We start from the raw sequence: 16,820 nt of genomic DNA, 5'->3' as shown, positions 1-16,820 counted from the left end.
CTTTTCAACAAACACAAGGACACAACATGACCTCCGTACTGCTGACCACCAACAAGGGCAACATCACCATCGAACTCGATGCCGAGAAAGCGCCGAAGACGGTTGCCAACTTCCTGGATTACGTGAACAAGGGTCATTTCACCAACACGATCTTCCACCGCGTGATCAAGGACTTCATGATCCAGGGCGGCGGTTTCGAGCCGGGCATGAAGCAGAAAGCCACCGACGCGACCGTCGAAAACGAAGGCAAGAACGGCCTGAAGAACGACAAGTACACGATCGCCATGGCCCGCACCTCGGCGCCGCACTCGGCATCGGCCCAGTTCTTCATCAACACCAAGAACAACGACTTCCTGAACTACCCGGGCCAGGACGGCTGGGGCTACGCCGTGTTCGGCAAGGTCACCTCGGGCACCGAAATCGTCGACGAAATCAACGGCGTCAAGACCTCGCGTTCGGGCATGCACTCGGACGTGCCGGTCGATCCGGTCGTCATCGAAAAAGCCGAAGTCGTCCAGTAATTACCAGCACCGCGCGCGGGATCACCCACGATGTCCACTCCCGCGCGCACGCTCGCGCTTTTCATTTCCGACCTGCACCTGCAGGAGTCCCATCCGCGTACCGCCGAGGCCTTCTTCCGCTTCCTCGATGAGCACGCGGCGCATGCCGAACAGCTTTATCTTCTCGGCGACATTTTCGAATACTGGGCAGGCGACGACGACCTCGACACGCCTTTCCACGCCCGCGTGGTGACAGCGCTGCGCGCCCTGGCCGACAGCGGCGTGTCCCTGTTCTGGATGGCGGGCAACCGCGATTTTTTGGTCGGCACGGGCTTCGCCCGCGCCGCAGGCCTCACCCTGCTGCCGGAACCGCATGTCGCCGTCATTGGCGGGCGGCGCATCGCCCTCGTGCATGGCGACGCCGAATGCACACTCGACACCAAGTACATGGAATTCCGGGCGATGGTCAGGCAGCCGGCCTGGCAGGCCCAGTTCCTGGCCATGCCCTTGGCCCAGCGCAAGCAGATCATCGCCGGCCTGCGCGAAGGCAGCCGCGAGGCGCACACCACCAAATCCTATGACATCATGGACGTAACGCCGGATGCGATCGAGGCGGTGTTCGCCGCCACCGGCGCCGATGTCCTGATCCATGGCCACACCCATCGCCCCGCCCTGCACCGCCATGGCGACAGGCTGCGCTACGTGCTGCCCGACTGGGAGCTCGACGGCGAACCTGCGCGCGGAGGCTGGATTGCGGTCGATGCGCATGGGGCTGTCGTGCAACATGGGCTCGACGGCCTGCACGGCTGAAGCCCCCCCCTCTTTCTCCTCGGTTCGTTCCCTCGTTCCGCCGCGGGCTGTGCCGGCTCCAGGCGTGGAGTCGGGGAACCCATCTACCCTTCGCCAACGACAAAGCCGCCTTGCGGCGGCTTTGTCGTTGCGATGAACACGGCGCCGTGGCGCCGTGCAAGGTCCACGCTTACTGCAGCTGGTGCTGCAGCAGAGCGTAGCGCGTCATGCCGTACAGCTTGCCGTTGGTAACGGCGATCGCACCAATCGGCGCCTTGTCCCATGAGAAGCTCGGCGTCGACACCACACCAGCCGGGCTGATCATGCGCACGCTGCCCTGGCCGCTCAGGTAGAGATTGCCCTTGTCGTCGAGCGCCATGTACTCCACTTCGTAGAAGCCGAGGGTTGCCGTGCCGACCGGACCATCGATGTCGCCCGCTTCCTTGAGCGGGGTACCGGCGAAGACGCTCAGCCCACCCGCTGGCGTGAGCTTGTAGACCGCCACGGTGCCGGTGTCGGAAATATAGATATTTCCGGCGCCGTCGATGACGACCGACTGTGGCACGAAGCGGGCCGTCGGCGCCGAGATCAGGGCGGCGATCTTGGCCGTGTCGACCAGGGTTTCCTTCGCACCCGCAGGCGTCACGCGCACGACCGCGCCAGGGGTGGTGACGACGGCATTGCCGTTGGCATCCACGGCCAGGTTCGTGATGGCGAGGGTCTTGTCGACCGTGCTGACGTTGCCGCCGATGATCCTGCGCAGCTGGCTGCTGTTCTGCGTCACCCCGTTCTCGGCCACCCACACCGAGCCGTCGCGGCCTGCCGCCACCGCGCGCGGAGCGTTGAAGGTCGCGGTGGCGATTGCACCGTCGGTCGTGCCGTTCTGGTTCGCCTTGCCGGCGAAGGTCGTGGTAGTGCCGTCGGCTGCGACCTTGCGGATGGTGTGGGCGATACTGTCGGCCATGTACAGCGCGCCGCTGCCGTCGGCCGTCAGCGAGGACTGCACGTTGAAGCGCGCCTGCGCGCCAGCGCCGTCGACGTAGCCGCGCACGGCGGCGGTCGAAGTGAGCGTGGTGACGACACCGGCGAGAGTCACGCGGCGCAGGACGCCCTGATCGGTCTCGATGACGACCAGGTCGTCGCCGACCAGGCCCATGCCGCGGATCGACGTGAACCGTGCAGCCGTGCCCGTGCCATCGACGAAGCCGCGGGTCGGGGCGCCTGCCAGCGTGGAGACGACCGCAGCGTTAGCGTTGCTGAGATCGACCTTGCGCACCATCGAGGCGTCACCCACGTACAGGTTGCCGTCCTTCGGCGAGATCACGATATCGGTAATGGCGCTGAAGCGTGCCACGGAGCCGGCGCCATCCTGGAAGCCGAGGCTGCTGCCTTGCGTACTTGGGTCGTGGCCGGCCACCTGCACCAGCGCGCCATTGACGTCTTTCCAGATCCGCCCGTCGAAGTCGGACAGGTACAAGGTGCCGTTGGCGGCGCGTGCGATGCCGTAGAAAGTCGGCGCTGCATTCAAGCCGGTCGGCGCCGCGTAGGTGCGGGTCGTGACCGCACCACCTGCGCTGACGAAACGTACCTGGCCTGCGACCAGCGAATCGATGGCGACGACGCCGCCGGCATTGTCCGGGACGATACGCATCGGACGCGTGAAGCGGGCGCCTTGACCGGTACCGTCAAGTGGGGTCGTCACGCCTCCTGCGGGAACGACGTTGTTGCAGAAGGTCGATCCCGATCCTGCCAGCGTCGACACCGTGCCGTCGGCCGCGAGTTTGCGGATCATGCCATTGCACTCGTCCGACACGAACAGGTTGCCTTGGGTGTCGGACACGATGTCGCTGCTGCCGAAGAAACGGAAGCGCGCGTTCGCGCCCGGACCGTCAGCGTAGCCTGGCTTGGCGCTCGCGCCGGCCAGCGTGGTCATGGTGCCGTCCGGCGCGAACTTCAGGATCGAATGCGGGCCGCCGTCGACGACGTAGAGGTTGCCCGCGCTGTCGGAGGTGACAGCTTGCGGCTCCTGCAGGGCAGTGATCCTGCCGGCCAGCACCGTCTGTGGTGCCGTATTGGTCGGCGGTGGTGGTGGTGGCGTGGTGCCCGTCGGTGGTGGCGTCGTCCCGCCGCCCCCGTCGCCACCACCGCCGCCACCGCCGCAGCCCGCCACCAGGGCGGCTATCGCCAGGGCAAGTGCGTATTGCATCGGCTTCATCGTTTTCTTCGTATTCATGTTTTCTCCAGGGTGCTCGGCGCGACTGCGCTGTTACTTAATTCGATCGGGCGTTAAAAGTATCAAAATTACAATATATTCTCGACAACTATACATGAGGAAAGAAAAATGTGTCGCACACGTGCTGAAGCGTGCGCGCCACACCAATGCGCAATATTTCGTGAGTTTTCGAGCAAGAAAAACCCCTATCATCACGGGCTGGCTTCGAGTTATGGATGAGCAGGGCCATGTGCGAAAGGAAACGTCCGGATAAGCTGCAAAACACGATGGTCATGTCGCCTCGGCATCGCCTTTTTGCGCTTCATGTCCGTTTTTGTGCAGTTCGTCGCCTTCTGGCTGCCTGAAAAACTGTCGCTGTTATAGTTCACTACAACACCACAGCAATACTTCACCAGGAGGAGCCGGACATGTACGAACATGCTGCAGCACCGACGCGACGGGAGGACCATCCATGAACATCGGCTGGAACGACAACGCACCGATTTACCGCCAGCTCAAGGACCGCGTCATCGACATGATGCTCGACGGCATCCTAAAAGCGGGCGACGCCCTGCCCTCGGTCCGCCAGATCGCGGCCGAATACCAACTCAACCCGATCACCGTGTCCAAGGCTTACCAGGAACTGGTCGACGAAAACCTAGTAGAAAAACGAAGGGGGATTGGCATGTATGTCACTGAAGGAGCAAGCGAGAAACTGTTGGCCAGCGAGCGCGAGCGCTTCCTGCGCGAGGAATGGCCGGCCATGGTCGAACGTATCCGGCTGCTCGGCCTGAACGTCGAGCAACTGCTGCACACCGCGCAGCCCGGAGGTACGGCATGAGCGCCCTCATTTCCGCCCGCGGCCTGACCAAGCGCTACGGCAAGCGCACGGCGGTCGACGGAATCGACTTCGACATCCCGGCCGGGCGCATTGTCGGCCTGATCGGCCCCAACGGTTCCGGCAAGACCACCACCCTGAAGGCGGCCCTGGGCCTGATCCCCTTCGACGGCCAGCTGACCGTGATGGGCCTGGACCCGCGCACCCAGCGCGACGCGCTGATGCAGGACGTGTGCTTCATCGCCGACGTGGCGATCCTGCCGCGCTGGCTGCGCGTGGCCGACGCCATCGATTTCGTGGCCGGCGTGCATCCGCGCTTCGACCGCAAGCGCGCCGAGCAGTACATCGCGAATACCCGCCTGACGCCGACCATGAAGGTCAAGGAAATGTCGAAAGGCATGATCGTCCAGCTGCACCTGGCGCTGGTGATGGCGATCGACGCCAAGATCCTCGTGCTCGACGAGCCGACCCTGGGCCTCGACATCATCTACCGCAAGCAGTTCTACCAGAACCTGCTGGAAGACTATTTTGACGAGAACAAGACCATCATCATCACGACGCACCAGGTCGAGGAAGTGGAGCACATCCTGACCGACCTGCTGTTCATCCGCGACGGGCGCATCGTGCTGGCCGCTTCGATGGACGAAGTCGGCGAGCGCTACGTGGAAGTCATGGTCGCCGCCGACAAGGTCACCGCCGCCAACGCCCTGCAGCCGCTCGACCAGCGCACCGTGTTCGGCAAGTCGGTGATGCTGTTCGACTCGGCGCGCGCCGGCGGCGTCTCGCGCGCTCAACTGTCCGCCCTCGGCGAAACGCGCAATCCGAGCGTCGCCGACCTGTTCGTGGCAACGATGAAAGGAACCTACGCATGAATACGATGAAATGGCTCGTCCGCCGCGAGTTCTGGGAAAACAAGGGCGGTTTCATCTGGGCGCCGCTGATCGCCGCCCTGCTCATGGTGGTGCTGGTGGGCGGCATTACCGGCTACGGCGTGGCCAGCGGCAAGATCGGCGGCGACAGCATCAGCATCCAGGTCGACGGCGAAGAAGTGCACAGGGAGCGCGTGGCCGACATCGTGACGCCGCAAAAACGTGCCGAGATAGCGAACATGGTTGCCAACAACTATATCGCGAGCGGCGCGCCGATCCTGGCGATCCTCCCGATCGTGGCCTTCTTCTACTGCCTGTCGGCCCTGTACGACGACCGGCGCGACCGCAGCATCCTGTTCTGGAAGTCGCTTCCGGTATCGGACACCGACACGGTCATGTCCAAGCTCGTCACGGCGCTCGTCGTCGCGCCTCTGATCGCGATCGCCATTGCCAGCGCGACCGCGGCGGTGATCGTCCTCATCGGGAACATGGCCGCCAGCACCGTGGGCATCGGCGTACTGGGACCGCTCCTGAGTAACGTCAACTTCTACCTGGCGCCGCTCTATCTGCTGGCCGTACTGCCGGTCTACATTTTGTGGGCCTTGCCGACGGCGGGCTGGCTGCTGCTGGTGTCGAGCTGGGCCAAGTCGAAGGTCTTCCTGTGGGCGGTGGGCGTGCCGCTGATGGCGGCGGTGCTGCTGAAGTGGCTCGATTTCCTGCTCGGGATGTCGACCGGGGTCACGATCAACGCCGACTGGATCATCAACAACGTGCTCAAGACGATCCTGCTCGGCCTGATTCCCGGCACCTGGTTCGCGGACGCAGGCTCCGCCCTGCCGCAGCCTGGTCCGAACGGGGTGCCGCTGCTGCCGATGGTAAGCTATTCGTGGTCCACCCTGGCCACGCCGGAACTGTGGGCAGGCGTGATCGCCGGCGTGGCGATGATTGCCGGGGCCATCCGCCTGCGCCGCTGGCGCGACGAAGGCTGACGGCAGGCCGAGCCGGATCGACCGCATGAAAAAGGGCCGGCATCTCGCCGGCCCTGTCGTTTTTTCCGGCGCTCGACGGCTACTGGAACTGCTGGCGAAACGCCTCGAACTGCGCCTTGAGCTCGTTCAGCTCGCCGCGCAAGGCGGCGACTTCCGCTTCCAGCTGGCCGACGCGGCTGCCTGGAGGCGTGCTGGAGGCGGCGCCGAAGGCCGAGTCGTCGCGGGCCAGCGAGATCTCGCCGCCCAGCAGCTGGCCGTAGCGAGATTCCTTGGTGCCGGGGGCGCGCTCCAGTTTCGCGACCAGCGGCGGGTATTTGTCGATCAGGAACTGCAGCGCCGCCTCGACATCCCCCACGGTCCTGAACTCGTGCAGGCGGCCGGTGCGGGTGCGGATCTCGCCCGCCGTCTGCAGGCCGCGCAGCATCAGCACGGTCAGCACGGCCACCTTGTCCTGCTCGAGCGTCCACTTGATGCGCATGCGGTGCTCGTACTTGGTGACGCGGGCGCCGGCGGCGCTCACCCCGCTCACCAGGCGCCGCTCGATCAGGCGCTGCAGGGTGTCCTGCACCGTGTCTTCCGACAGCTGCATCACCGGATCGCGGCTGGAGAGCTGGTTGCAGCCGTTGACGATGGCGTTGAGCGACATCGGGTAGTTGTCGGGCGTGAGCGCTTCTTTTTCGGCCAGCACGGCTAGCACGCGGATCTCGAAGGGATCGAGCACGGCGGGGTCGGCTGCCGGAGCGCCGCTTGCTTCTTCAGTCATGGAATTCCTCAGTCGACGAGCCGGTTCAGTTCGGCTGAATCGAGTTTATCACCCTCGCAGATGTTCGGGCAGGCGATGCCGGCCGCCTTGATGGTGGCGGTGAGCTTTTCCAGCTGCTCGTCCTGGCGCGCGACGTGGTCGATCAGGCCGCGCAGGGCTTTCGACAGCGGATCGTCGCCGTTGGGCGTGACGCCGTAGGCGGCAAACATGCGGGCACTGCGCGACTGGTCTTCCTTGCGGATGATGTGGGCCGGATTGCCGACGGCAGTGGCGCCGGCCGGCACCGGTTTCACGACGACGGCGTTCGAGCCGACCTTGGCGAATTCGCCGACGGTGAACGCCCCCAGCACCTGGGCGCCGGCGCCGACGATCACGCCGCGCTCGAGCGTCGGGTGGCGCTTGGTGCCGGCCACCAGCGTGGTGCCGCCCAGGGTCACGCCCTGGTAGATGGTGCAGTCGTCGCCGACGACCGCGGTTTCGCCGATCACCACGCCGAAGCCGTGGTCGATGAAGACGCGCCGGCCGATGGTTGCGCCCGGGTGGATTTCGATGCCGGTGATGACGCGCGCGAGGTAGGACACGAAGCGGCCCAGCCACTTCAGGTTGAGGCGCCAGCACGCGTGCGCCCAGCGGTGCATGACAATGGCGTGCAGCCCCGGATAACAGGTGAACACTTCCCAGCCGTTACGGGCGGCCGGGTCGCGTTCGATGATGTTCTTGATATCTTCGCGCAACGAGGAAAACATAATCAGTACAGGAGGAAAACAGCGGCAATGGTAGCTTATACCGTTGCGGGCTGCTTGGCAGGGGGTCAATTTTGGAGGGTGTCGCGAAGGGCGGCTGATGTCACGCCGCGATAGTCATTGCTCGACCATCAGACGTGCGTTGAACGCGTGGACGGGGAACCCGTCCACCCTACAGGTATGCAACTGGACGTAGGGTGGACGGGTCTCCCGTCCACGCGTTCAAATCACGTTCGAGACTTGCCGAACCCGATTGGGCTCAACCGTCACGCACCGCGCTGGCGGCGCGCTTCGTACAGGCAGACGCCCGAGGCGACCGACACGTTCAGGCTCTCGACCGAGCCGAACATCGGGATGGAAACCAGCAGGTCGCAGGTTTCGCGGGTGAGGCGGCGCATGCCCTCGCCTTCCGAGCCCATCACCAGCGCGCAGGGGCCGGTGAAGTCGGCTTCGTAGAGGCCCTTGTCGGCGTCGTCGGAGGTGCCGATCAGCCAGATGCCGCGCTCCTTCAGGTCGCGCATGGTGCGCGCCAGGTTGGTGACGGTGATGTAAGGGACGGTCTCGGCGGCGCCGCTGGCGACCTTGGCCGCGGTGGCGTTCAGGCCGACCGCGCGGTCCTTCGGCACGATGACCGCGTGCGCGCCGACGCCGTCGGCCACGCGCAGGCAGGCGCCCAGGTTGTGCGGGTCGGTGATGCCGTCGAGGATCAGCAGCAGCGGCGGGCCGTCGATGGCGTCGAGCAGCTCGTCGAGGTTGCGCGCCAGCGCCAGCTGGCTGGCGAAGGCGATCACGCCCTGGTGGCGGCGGGTGCCGACGATCTTGTCGAGGCGGCTTGCCTCGACCGGCATGACGCGCACGCCGGCCTCTTTCGCATTCGCGATCAGGGCCTTCATGCGGGCATCGTTGCGTTCGGCGTCCACGAAGATTTCCTCGACCGATTGCGCCTCATGGCGCAGGCGCGAGGTCACTGCGTGGAAACCGAAAATCATTTTGTTCTTCATGCGTTGCTTTTCTCTTACTTGGCTTTTTTGCTGCTGGTTTTGGAGGTGATGCTGCCTGCTTTGACTGCAGGCTTCCTGGCGGCGCTCTTTGCGGGAGCGCTCTTGCTTGCCGGGGCGTCCGCTACGGCCGATGCGGCTCGCGCACGGCGCGGCTTGGCCGGCGCCGCGTCGGCTGCCGGGGCCGGAATCTCGGCCGCTGCCGGCTCGGCTGCTTTGGTACGGCGTGCCCGCTTGGCAGGAACCGGGGCCTCAACGGCGGTGGTTTCCTGCTGCGGGGCCGGTGCCGGCTCGGCCGCTTCGGCTTTCTTCGTGCGGCGTGGGCGCTTGGCGGCAACCGCCTCGTCCGTGGCCGCGACAGGCGTCTCGCTGCGCACTTCCTCGGCCGGCTGGACCGGTGCCTCAGCCGCAGCATCCTTGCGCGAACGGCGCTTGGCCTTCGGCGCGGCTGCCTCGTCGGCTGGCGCAGTAGCGGCAACGACAGCGGCAGGCTGCACGGCCGGGGTGTCGCTCACAGCCTCGACGGGCTGCTGAACCTGGGCCGTCTTGTCCTTCTTCGAGCGGCGCTTGCCCTTGGCTTCAGCGACCTCGCCTGCATCCTGCTGCGGTGCGGCTGCCGGCACCGGGGCTGCGGCTTCGGCGGCTTCGGCCGCCTGCTGGCGGGCCAGCGCATTGGCCGCCTTGGCGTCCGCCGACTGGCGGGCGCGGCGCGCGGTTTCCGAGCTGTCCGGCTCGATGCTCGCATCGAATTCCTGCACCTGGTTGGCTGCCTCGCGTGCCGCCGCGCGCTCCTTGCGTCCGCGGCGCGAGCGCTTCGAGCGTCCGCCCTTGCCCTCTTCCGCTGCGGCCGCCGGGCCCGCGTCCATGCGCGGCGCGGCTGCCGGAGCGCGGCCGTTCGCGGCGCCGCGCTCAGCTTTGCCCGCGTCGCCACGGCCGCCCTGCTCCTGTTCCGCAGCCGGCTGCGCCGCTGCGAGGCTGCCTTCTTCGGCCAGCACGAGGTCGATCTTGCGCGCTTCGAGATCGACCTTGGCCACCTGCACGACCACGCGGTCGGTTAGGCCGAAGGTCTTGCCGGTACGCTCGCCGCGCAGCTGGTGGCGCGCTTCGTCATACTGGAAATAGTCCTGGCCGAGGCCGGTGACGTGGACCAGGCCTTCGACATAGAGCTCGTCCAACTGCACGAAGATGCCGAAGGTGGTCACGCCGGCGACGGTGCCGGTGAAGGATTCGCCCAGCTTGTCCTGCATGAAGAAGCACTTGAGCCAGTTCTCGACGTCGCGCGAGGCTTCGTCGGCGCGGCGCTCGTTGGCCGAGCAGTGCACGCCGAGGGCGTCCCAGATGGTCAGGTCCTTCGCGTCCTTGGCGGTGCCCTCGGCCTTGTCCTTGGCCGCCTGCTTGCGGGCGGCGTTCGACACGGTCGTGTTCAGCTTGGAGACGTCGATGCCCTTCGGCTCGTACTTCCTGCCTTGCAGGACGGCCTTGATCGCGCGGTGCGTGAGCAGGTCGGGATAGCGGCGGATCGGGCTGGTGAAGTGGGCATAGGCCTCGTAGGCCAGGCCGAAGTGGCCGACGTTGTCCGGGCTGTAGACGGCCTGCTGCATCGAGCGCAGCAGCATGGTCTGCAGCAGGGCCGCATCCGGGCGTTCCTTGATCTCGCGCATCAGGGCGGCATAGTCGCCGGCGGCCGGCTTCATGCCGCCGCCCAGGTTCAGGCCCGTCATTTTGAGGAAGGTACGCAGCTGGTTCAGCTTTTCCTCGGTCGGCGTGGCGTGGATGCGGAAGGTGCCCGGGTGCTTGTGGCGGATCAGGAGGTCGGCGGCGCAGACGTTCGCGGCCAGCATGCATTCCTCGATCAGGCGGTGGGCGTCGTTGCGGGTGCGCGGGATGATCTTTTCGATTTTGCCCATCGCATTGCAGACGATATAGGTTTCGGTGGTTTCGAAGTCGATCGCACCGCGCACCTGGCGCGCGCCGAGCAGGGCCTGGAACACGCTGTTGAGGTTCTGCAGGTGCGGCACGATGGCCGGGCGGCGCCCTGCTTCCTCGCCCTGCGGATCGGCGAGGATGTCGGCGACCTGGTTATAGGTCAGGCGCGCGGCCGAGTGGATCACCGCCGGATAGAACTGGTAGGCCTGAACTTCGCCCTCGCTTGATACGACCATGTCGCACACCAGGCTGAGGCGGTCCACGGCCGGGTTCAGCGAACACAGGCCGTTGGACAGCTTCTCGGGCAGCATCGGGATCACGCGGCGCGGGAAATATACCGAGGTGCTGCGCTCGATGGCGTCGCCGTCGAGGCCGTCGTTCGGCTTCACGTAGTGGCTGACGTCGGCAATCGCCACGAGCAGGCGGAAACCGACTGTTTCGTCCCCCTTGCGGCCGAGCTTGACCGGCTCGCAATACACGGCATCGTCGAAGTCGCGCGCGTCCTCGCCATCGATGGTGACCAGCGGCACGTCGCGCAGGTCGACACGGTCGGCCAGGTCGGCATCGACCACTTCGTTCGGCAGCTTGTTGGCCTGCTTCAGTGCGGCCGGCGAGAACACGTGGGGCACGCCGAACTTGCGCACGGCGATTTCGATTTCCATGCCCGGATCGTCGAGCTCGCCGAGGACTTCGACGATGCGCCCGGTCGGCTGCTGGAAGCGCGCCGGCTGCTCGATGATTTCGACGCTGACCACCTGGCCGGACTTGGCCTTGCCGGGGGAACCGGCGACCAGGATGTCCTGGTTCATGCGCTGGTCTTCCGGCGAGACGATCCACACGCCGCCTTCATTGAGCAGGCGCCCGATGACGTGGGTATTGGCGCGCTCGACCACTTCGACGATCGTGCCTTCCGGGCGGCCGCGGCGGTCGGTGCCGGTGATGCGCGCGAGGACGCGGTCGCCGTGCAGCACCTTCTGCATTTCTTTGTCGTTCAGGAACAGGTCGGCGCCCGGCTCGTCGGGAATGACGAAGCCGAAACCGTCGCGGTGGGCAGCGACCTTGCCGGCCACGAAATCGGAGCCGTTGGCGAGCGTGTAGACGCCGTCGCCGCTGGTGCGCAGCTGGCCGTCGCGTTGCATTGCATTCAGGCGGCGGCCCAGGACTTCCTGGGCGGCTGGCTTGACCCGGAGGGCACGTGCGAGCGTGGCTGCATCGAGCGGCGTGCCGGCATCACGGAAAACACCGAGAATTTCCTCGCGGCTAGGAATAGTATGAGTAGGTTGCTTCAAATCGTTTTCTTGATTCTTATTCAGGGGCGCCGGACCGGCCGGCACCGTGGTTAGATTGACACCTTGACAGGCGTAGTGTAACGGAGGACCACCGAATTTACCTAACCGCGACCTAATGAAGCGTGCTCGGGTCCTGCTGGGAAGGGTCTTTGACTTTTGTAATCGTTCCGCTATAATCTCGGCTCTCTCGCAACGGCAGCATGTTGCGGTGAAAGAGAAAGCGGTAAAGATTCAGGAAGTTTGGCGCCGGATGATCGAAAGTTGATCTAGCGAAAAACAGCAAAGCCTGATATTGTATCAGCTTCGACGGTTAGCGATAACCGTGGTTTGAGTAGCATCAGTGCCCACGTGGCGGAATTGGTAGACGCGCATGGTTCAGGTCCATGTGCCGCGAGGTGTGGGGGTTCGAGTCCCTCCGTGGGCACCACTCTACCGGAAGTAGATCCGCAGCAGTTCGTTGTACCCGTTGTAGCGTTGTTAGCAGCATCAGTGCCCACGTGGCGGAATTGGTAGACGCGCATGGTTCAGGTCCATGTGCCGCGAGGTGTGGGGGTTCGAGTCCCTCCGTGGGCACCATCTACTGGCAGTGATCCGCAGCAGTTCGTTGTACGGTAATAGATGTAAATCGTTGTACTTGCAGTGCCCACGTGGCGGAATTGGTAGACGCGCATGGTTCAGGTCCATGTGCCGCGAGGTGTGGGGGTTCGAGTCCCTCCGTGGGCACCAAAAGCTCTCTGGCGAAAGCCGGCGCAAAACGCCGCAATCTTTGCAAAAGGATTACGGCGTTTTGCGTTTCCGCGCCCTCCTACTGCGCCGCCAGATCATCCAGAATCGGACAATCCGACCGCGCATCCCCATGACAGGACCTGGCCAGCTCTTCGAGCGTGCGCCGCATCGCCTCCATCTCCGCGATCTTGCGGTTCAATTCCTCGATATGGGTCAGCGCCATGTTGCGCACGTCGGCGCTGGCGCGCGCCTTGTCCTGCCACAGCGCCAGCAGGCCGCGGATCTGTTCCAGCGAAAAGCCGAGCGCGCGGCTGCGGTGGATGAATTGCAGCACGCGCACGTCCTGGCCCGAATACAGGCGGTAGCCGGCTTCCGTGCGGCGCGCCGGCGCGATCAGCCCGATCGATTCGTAATGCCGGATCATCTTTGCCGATACCTGCGAGGCTGTTGCGGCTTCGCCGATGTTCATCCCATCCTTGTACATGCTCGTCCTCCAGTAAAACCCGAGGATACACCTTCCCATCGTGGGAAGCTCAAGCCCATCCCCCGCGCGGGCGGCAAACGGGTTATGCTCGGGCTGCCATGAAAACATCCACCATCCTGACCGGCCTGGTCCTTACCAGCGTCCTCGCCCAGGCTACCGCCAAGCCGGCGCCCTGGTTCCAGTGGCGCAGCAAGGCGAACGGCCTGCTGGCCTGTTCGCAGACACCGCTCGGCCCCGGCTGGGAGCGTGCCGCCGGCCCGTATCGGGACAGCCGTTGCGAAAAGCTCATCGTTGCTAAATAATAGGCCGGTTAGTTCGCAAGTCGTCCATCGCAGTGATTGAACAAACCGGGCAGCCCCTGCCCGGAAAACCGAGGAGACATTGATGTTCACGAGTCCGGAACAATTCGCATCAGCCACCAAAACCCTGTTCGACCTGCAAATGCAGACCTTCGACATGCTCGCCAACAAGACGGTCAAGGGTCTCGAACAGGTGATGGCGCTCAACATGGCCACCGCCCGCAGCACGATGGACAAGACGCTCGCGGCCAGCCGCGACGTGAGCCAGGCGCAGGATGCCCGCGCCGCCTTCGACGCCCTCTCCGCACGCATGACGCCGGACATGGCCGGCAGCGTCGAGTACCGCGACCAGATGAAAGTCATCATCGAGGAAATGCAGAGCGAGTTCCGCCGCGCCGCCGAAGTGCACGTCGCCGAGGCCAAGAGCACGTTGTCGGCCCTGATTTACGACGTGACGCAAAACGTCAAGCCGGGGTCGGAAAACGCCGTCGAGATCATCAAGGCCGCGATCGACAACGCCTTCAAGGGCTACGAGCAGGTGACGCAAGCCACCCGCCAGGCCGTCCAGACCGTCGAGGAGCAGATCGCCAAGGCGTCGTCGCTCGTCAATCCCGGCATGAACAAGCCGGCGGGCACAGAGAAGCCGGCCGAGTAAGGCCGCTGCGGTAACAGGCTTTCGCAAGACAGCGAGGGCAGCCAGGGCTGCCCTCGCAATATTCTTTCATTCACTGGCCTTCAATGAAAGAATCTTTCACTCCGCAGGTTCTTCCTTCTCGACTCCCAGCAGCTCTTCCACATGGGCCAGCGCGCCCGCATCCTTCACGACCGTCCTGAGCCACAGGTGCAGCGGCTGCTCGCCCCAGGTGGCCGCCTTCTCGGCCAGGTAGGCGACCGGGCTGTGCGGCTCGGTCTGGCGGAAGAAATCGGCCACGGCGCGCAGCTGCCCGAGCGCCTGGCTGCGCGTCTGGATGGCGCCTGCGAACAGCGGCTGGCCGGCGCTTGAGCTGATGGGCAGCGCCTGCAAGGCCGGCTGCGGCTGGCCCGGCGCGGGCACGACCACCACCGCGACCGCCGGCGCGCTCGGGGTGACGAAGTGCGCCAGGTTCTGCAGTGCGCTGCGCGCCGTGGAAAAGCTGGGACCGTCCGCAGCGAGCCGGGCGTCGACCGCCTGCTCCAGCGCGTCGAGCGCCGCCAGGCAGGCGTTGCAATCGTCCAGCATGGCCTGCTGGAAGGCTTTCGACGTGCGTCCGCGCGCCGCCTCGACCTCGGCGATTTTCGCAGCGCCCTGGGCGCGTGCCGCCTCGATGTCGCGCATCGACATGACCGTGCCTTCGGTGACGGCGCACTCCATCGCCAGCTGCGGCGTACGCGCCGCGATCCAGGCCAGATTGCCGATGCGCTGCTCGAAGCCGCCCTCGTCCGGCAGCGGATACAGGCCGTCCCAGTAACGCTCGCACAGCGCCGCGATCACCAGCAGCGCGTCGCCCAGTCCGCGCAGTCCGGCCGTCTTCGCGCCCGCTTCGGCCAGCCACACGGCCAGCTGCAGGTCCTTGCTGCGCGTTTCGATCAGCTGGGCGCAGCGCTTCTCGACGAACTTCCAGTCCGCTTCCTTGAGCGTGGTGACCCAGGCGCCCTGCTCGATCGACGGATCGTCCGCCTTGCGCGCCTGGGCGATCGCGTCCAGCTCGGGCGAGAACGCCAGGTCTTCGCCACAGGGGGCGTCCGCGCTGACGGGTTTGAGGAGCTGCTCGACGTTGAACATGGCAGTCTCCTCCATCAAGCCGCTTCGATGGCGTACTTGAATTTGCCGGCTTTCGTCGCGCCGACCTTGATGCGCGCAATCGCCCCGCCTTCGGCCATGCGCGCCAGCACGCTGTCGGCGATCTCGGGCAGCAGGGTGCCGTTCAGGATCGTGTCGACGTTGCGCGCGCCGGAATCGACCTCGGTGCAGCGCGCCAGCACCGCGTTCACCAGCGCGTCGTCGTACTCGAAGGTCGCGCCGTGGTTGTCCAGCACGCGCTGGCCGATGCGGTTCAGTTTGAGGCGGATGATATTCGCCAGCACCTCGTCGCCGATCGGGTAGAACGGCACGGTCGCCAGGCGCCCGAGGAAGGCCGGCTTGAACTGCTTCATCAGCTGCGGACGGATCATTTCGGCCAGCTGGTCGGGTTTCGGCATCTCGCTTGCCGACTTGTTCAGGCAGGCCTGCATCATCGTGGCGGACGCCGTGTTCGAGGTAAGGATGATGATCGTGTTGCGGAAGTCGATCTGCCGGCCTTCGGCGTCGTCCAGCACGCCCTTGTCGAACACCTGGAAGATCAGCATGGCTTTTCCCAGATTGTTTCTAATCGACAGAAACGCCCATCTTAGGAGGTATGCCGTGCGCCCTACAGACGAAAATCAAGCAGGCTCGACAAGACCAAACCTGATGTCGTCGCGCCGCACTGTGGGTGAAGACAACATCCTCGCCATGCTCGAGCGCGACTCGGCGCGGCGCAGCGGCACGCGCGCCTCGAACCTGCGGCTGGCCTGCTACGGCGCCGCGGCCGCCTTTGCCGGCATCCTGGCCGGCGGCGTGGCCTGGCTGGCCTACGACAACCACAAGAGCGCCGCCGACCTCCAGGCCGGGCACGACGCGCTGGTCATGGTGCCGCCGGTCGTCTCGAACGCCTCCCCGCCGCCCGGGGCGACCGCGCCGATGCTGCCGCCGCCTGCCGCCGAGGCGCCGCGCGCGGCCGTAATCGTCGACGAGCCCGAACCTGCGCCGCGCACCGCCAGCAATGCACCTGCTGCCGTGCCGCCGCTGGTGATGCTGCCGCCGCAGGAAGCGGCACCGGCTCGCACTGCAACAAAGACGGCAATGCAGCCGGCGCCGCGGGTGGCGAGGAGCAGCGCCCTGCCGCCGCTGGTCATGCTGCCGCGTCACGAAGCTGCGCCCGCGCGCACGGTAACGCCAGCCCCGGCGCCGGCGCCGCGCCTGAGGAAGAACGCCGCCAGCACGAGCCCGGCCAAGCCGCGCACCACCCAGCTTGCCGCTCGCGGCAGCGAAAGGAACGCGGACAAGAAGTCCGACAAAGCCCCGCGTCCGGCAGCCCGCGCCGCCAAGCCCGCGCCGACGCGCAGCGTCGCCAAGGCGGCGGCCAGCGATACGGCCCGCCAGCGCAAGGCCGCCGCCACCGCGCCCCAGGTCGACAGCGACGTGGCCCTGATCTCGGCCATCATCGCCCAGTCGGAACGCCACCGCGGCGAACGCGAGGCCGCCGCCGCCTGCAGCGGGACGAAATGCCCGTCGAAGCCGGCCCAGCCCTGATGTGGCAAAAAGCCACGGCGGCCGAACCAGGCCGTCGAAACTGCTGTGAGTTCATCGCGGCGAAGCGCTATACTGTACATAAGCA

At 65.6% G+C, this 16,820-nt stretch carries 14 protein-coding genes, 3 tRNA genes and 2 pseudogenes; 11 read left to right on the top strand and 8 right to left on the bottom strand.

Annotated features, from left to right (window positions below; genetic code table 11):
* Positions 1 to 26 precede the first annotated feature (26 nt).
* Positions 27 to 521: a peptidylprolyl isomerase gene (locus tag ACWCIA_RS00675; RefSeq protein ID WP_454160002.1), complete on the top strand. Its 495-nt coding sequence runs from the start codon at positions 27 to 29 to the stop codon at positions 519 to 521.
* 30 nt (positions 522 to 551) lie between these two features.
* On the top strand, positions 552 to 1,310 hold the full coding sequence (locus ACWCIA_RS00670; protein WP_454160000.1) for a UDP-2,3-diacylglucosamine diphosphatase: 759 nt from the start codon (positions 552 to 554) through the stop codon (positions 1,308 to 1,310).
* 169 nt (positions 1,311 to 1,479) lie between these two features.
* On the opposite strand, the gene ACWCIA_RS00665 is transcribed toward ACWCIA_RS00670, so the two are convergent.
* Complete coding sequence (locus tag ACWCIA_RS00665) at positions 1,480 to 3,522, bottom strand: hypothetical protein (RefSeq protein WP_454159998.1); 2,043 nt, start codon at positions 3,520 to 3,522, stop codon at positions 1,480 to 1,482.
* Positions 3,523 to 3,973: 451 nt separating this feature from the next.
* Between ACWCIA_RS00665 and ACWCIA_RS00660 the strand changes: the two genes are divergently transcribed.
* Genes ACWCIA_RS00660 through ACWCIA_RS00650 form a run of 3 tightly spaced genes read left to right on the top strand, consistent with a single transcriptional unit; the run spans position 3,974 to position 6,197 of the window.
* Positions 3,974 to 4,342 carry a GntR family transcriptional regulator gene (locus tag ACWCIA_RS00660; protein ID WP_454159997.1) on the top strand — a complete coding sequence of 123 codons (369 nt, stop codon included), beginning with the start codon at positions 3,974 to 3,976 and terminating at the stop codon, positions 4,340 to 4,342.
* Complete coding sequence (locus ACWCIA_RS00655; RefSeq protein WP_454159995.1) at positions 4,339 to 5,211, top strand: ABC transporter ATP-binding protein; 873 nt, start codon at positions 4,339 to 4,341, stop codon at positions 5,209 to 5,211. The genes ACWCIA_RS00660 and ACWCIA_RS00655 overlap by 4 nt, the downstream gene beginning before the upstream one ends.
* Entirely contained in the window at positions 5,208 to 6,197 is a 990-nt protein-coding gene (locus ACWCIA_RS00650) for a hypothetical protein (RefSeq protein ID WP_454159993.1), read from the top strand. Before ACWCIA_RS00655 ends, ACWCIA_RS00650 begins: the two co-directional genes overlap by 4 nt.
* 79 nt (positions 6,198 to 6,276) lie before the next feature.
* Here the strand turns inward: ACWCIA_RS00650 and ACWCIA_RS00645 are convergent, their stop codons facing one another.
* The 4 genes and pseudogenes from ACWCIA_RS00645 to rnr form a co-directional block, all read right to left on the bottom strand.
* Positions 6,277 to 6,960 (bottom strand): YceH family protein, encoded by a 684-nt coding sequence (locus ACWCIA_RS00645; protein WP_454159991.1) that lies wholly within the window; start codon positions 6,958 to 6,960, stop codon positions 6,277 to 6,279.
* Positions 6,961 to 6,968: 8 nt separating this feature from the next.
* Complete coding sequence (cysE, locus tag ACWCIA_RS00640; RefSeq protein WP_454159989.1) at positions 6,969 to 7,706, bottom strand: serine O-acetyltransferase; 738 nt, start codon at positions 7,704 to 7,706, stop codon at positions 6,969 to 6,971.
* A gap of 263 nt (positions 7,707 to 7,969) precedes the next feature.
* Positions 7,970 to 8,704, bottom strand: coding sequence for a 23S rRNA (guanosine(2251)-2'-O)-methyltransferase RlmB (gene rlmB / locus ACWCIA_RS00635; protein ID WP_454159987.1), 735 nt, complete (start codon positions 8,702 to 8,704; stop codon positions 7,970 to 7,972).
* A 982-nt stretch (positions 8,705 to 9,686) separates the two neighbouring features.
* Positions 9,687 to 11,916, bottom strand: a pseudogene (gene rnr, locus ACWCIA_RS00630) (ribonuclease R); the annotation flags it as partial.
* A gap of 342 nt (positions 11,917 to 12,258) precedes the next feature.
* On the opposite strand from rnr, the gene ACWCIA_RS00625 reads away from it, so the two are divergent.
* The 3 genes from ACWCIA_RS00625 to ACWCIA_RS00615 all read left to right on the top strand — a co-directional run bounded on the left by ACWCIA_RS00625 (position 12,259) and on the right by ACWCIA_RS00615 (position 12,642).
* Positions 12,259 to 12,343, top strand: a tRNA-Leu gene (locus ACWCIA_RS00625).
* Between the two features lie 64 nt (positions 12,344 to 12,407).
* Positions 12,408 to 12,492 (top strand) — tRNA-Leu (locus ACWCIA_RS00620).
* A 65-nt stretch (positions 12,493 to 12,557) separates the two neighbouring features.
* Positions 12,558 to 12,642 (top strand) — tRNA-Leu (locus ACWCIA_RS00615).
* A gap of 79 nt (positions 12,643 to 12,721) precedes the next feature.
* Here ACWCIA_RS00615 and cueR read toward each other — a convergent pair.
* Positions 12,722 to 13,111, bottom strand: a complete 390-nt coding sequence (cueR, locus tag ACWCIA_RS00610) for a Cu(I)-responsive transcriptional regulator (RefSeq protein WP_454160555.1) — start codon at positions 13,109 to 13,111, stop codon at positions 12,722 to 12,724.
* Positions 13,112 to 13,224: 113 nt separating this feature from the next.
* Here cueR and ACWCIA_RS00605 point away from each other — a divergent pair, with 113 nt between their 5' ends.
* Entirely contained in the window at positions 13,225 to 13,428 is a 204-nt protein-coding gene (locus ACWCIA_RS00605) for a hypothetical protein (RefSeq protein WP_454159985.1), read from the top strand.
* Between the two features lie 82 nt (positions 13,429 to 13,510).
* Complete coding sequence (locus tag ACWCIA_RS00600) at positions 13,511 to 14,080, top strand: phasin family protein (RefSeq protein WP_454159983.1); 570 nt, start codon at positions 13,511 to 13,513, stop codon at positions 14,078 to 14,080.
* Between the two features lie 96 nt (positions 14,081 to 14,176).
* Here the strand turns inward: ACWCIA_RS00600 and tssA are convergent, their stop codons facing one another.
* Both tssA and ACWCIA_RS00590 read right to left on the bottom strand, forming a co-directional pair.
* Positions 14,177 to 15,187 (bottom strand): type VI secretion system protein TssA, encoded by a 1,011-nt coding sequence (gene tssA / locus ACWCIA_RS00595; RefSeq protein ID WP_454159981.1) that lies wholly within the window; start codon positions 15,185 to 15,187, stop codon positions 14,177 to 14,179.
* A 14-nt stretch (positions 15,188 to 15,201) separates the two neighbouring features.
* Positions 15,202 to 15,747 (bottom strand): annotated as a pseudogene (locus tag ACWCIA_RS00590) (AAA family ATPase); the annotation flags it as partial.
* A gap of 106 nt (positions 15,748 to 15,853) precedes the next feature.
* On the opposite strand from ACWCIA_RS00590, the gene ACWCIA_RS00585 reads away from it, so the two are divergent.
* Positions 15,854 to 16,735 carry a hypothetical protein gene (locus ACWCIA_RS00585; protein WP_454159979.1) on the top strand — a complete coding sequence of 294 codons (882 nt, stop codon included), beginning with the start codon at positions 15,854 to 15,856 and terminating at the stop codon, positions 16,733 to 16,735.
* The last annotated feature ends 85 nt before the right edge of the window (positions 16,736 to 16,820 follow it).

It is taken from the genome of Massilia sp. SYSU DXS3249 (assembly GCF_053668055.1).
This window is presented reverse-complemented; position numbering and strand designations above follow the sequence as displayed.

Bases quoted from the DNA above. Each gene is read 5' to 3' on its own strand.
- ACWCIA_RS00585 (WP_454159979.1), top strand. From the start codon at position 15,854: ATGTCGTCGCGCCGCACTGTGGGTGAAGACAACATCCTCGCCATGCTC.
- cysE (WP_454159989.1), bottom strand. From the start codon at position 7,706: ATGTTTTCCTCGTTGCGCGAAGATATCAAGAACATCATCGAACGCGAC.
- cueR (WP_454160555.1), bottom strand. From the start codon at position 13,111: ATGAACATCGGCGAAGCCGCAACAGCCTCGCAGGTATCGGCAAAGATG.
- ACWCIA_RS00675 (WP_454160002.1), top strand. From the start codon at position 27: ATGACCTCCGTACTGCTGACCACCAACAAGGGCAACATCACCATCGAA.
- ACWCIA_RS00645 (WP_454159991.1), bottom strand. From the start codon at position 6,960: ATGACTGAAGAAGCAAGCGGCGCTCCGGCAGCCGACCCCGCCGTGCTC.
- ACWCIA_RS00660 (WP_454159997.1), top strand. From the start codon at position 3,974: ATGAACATCGGCTGGAACGACAACGCACCGATTTACCGCCAGCTCAAG.
- ACWCIA_RS00665 (WP_454159998.1), bottom strand. From the start codon at position 3,522: ATGAATACGAAGAAAACGATGAAGCCGATGCAATACGCACTTGCCCTG.
- ACWCIA_RS00670 (WP_454160000.1), top strand. From the start codon at position 552: ATGTCCACTCCCGCGCGCACGCTCGCGCTTTTCATTTCCGACCTGCAC.
- ACWCIA_RS00605 (WP_454159985.1), top strand. From the start codon at position 13,225: ATGAAAACATCCACCATCCTGACCGGCCTGGTCCTTACCAGCGTCCTC.
- ACWCIA_RS00655 (WP_454159995.1), top strand. From the start codon at position 4,339: ATGAGCGCCCTCATTTCCGCCCGCGGCCTGACCAAGCGCTACGGCAAG.
- rlmB (WP_454159987.1), bottom strand. From the start codon at position 8,704: ATGAAGAACAAAATGATTTTCGGTTTCCACGCAGTGACCTCGCGCCTG.
- ACWCIA_RS00600 (WP_454159983.1), top strand. From the start codon at position 13,511: ATGTTCACGAGTCCGGAACAATTCGCATCAGCCACCAAAACCCTGTTC.
- ACWCIA_RS00650 (WP_454159993.1), top strand. From the start codon at position 5,208: ATGAATACGATGAAATGGCTCGTCCGCCGCGAGTTCTGGGAAAACAAG.
- tssA (WP_454159981.1), bottom strand. From the start codon at position 15,187: ATGTTCAACGTCGAGCAGCTCCTCAAACCCGTCAGCGCGGACGCCCCC.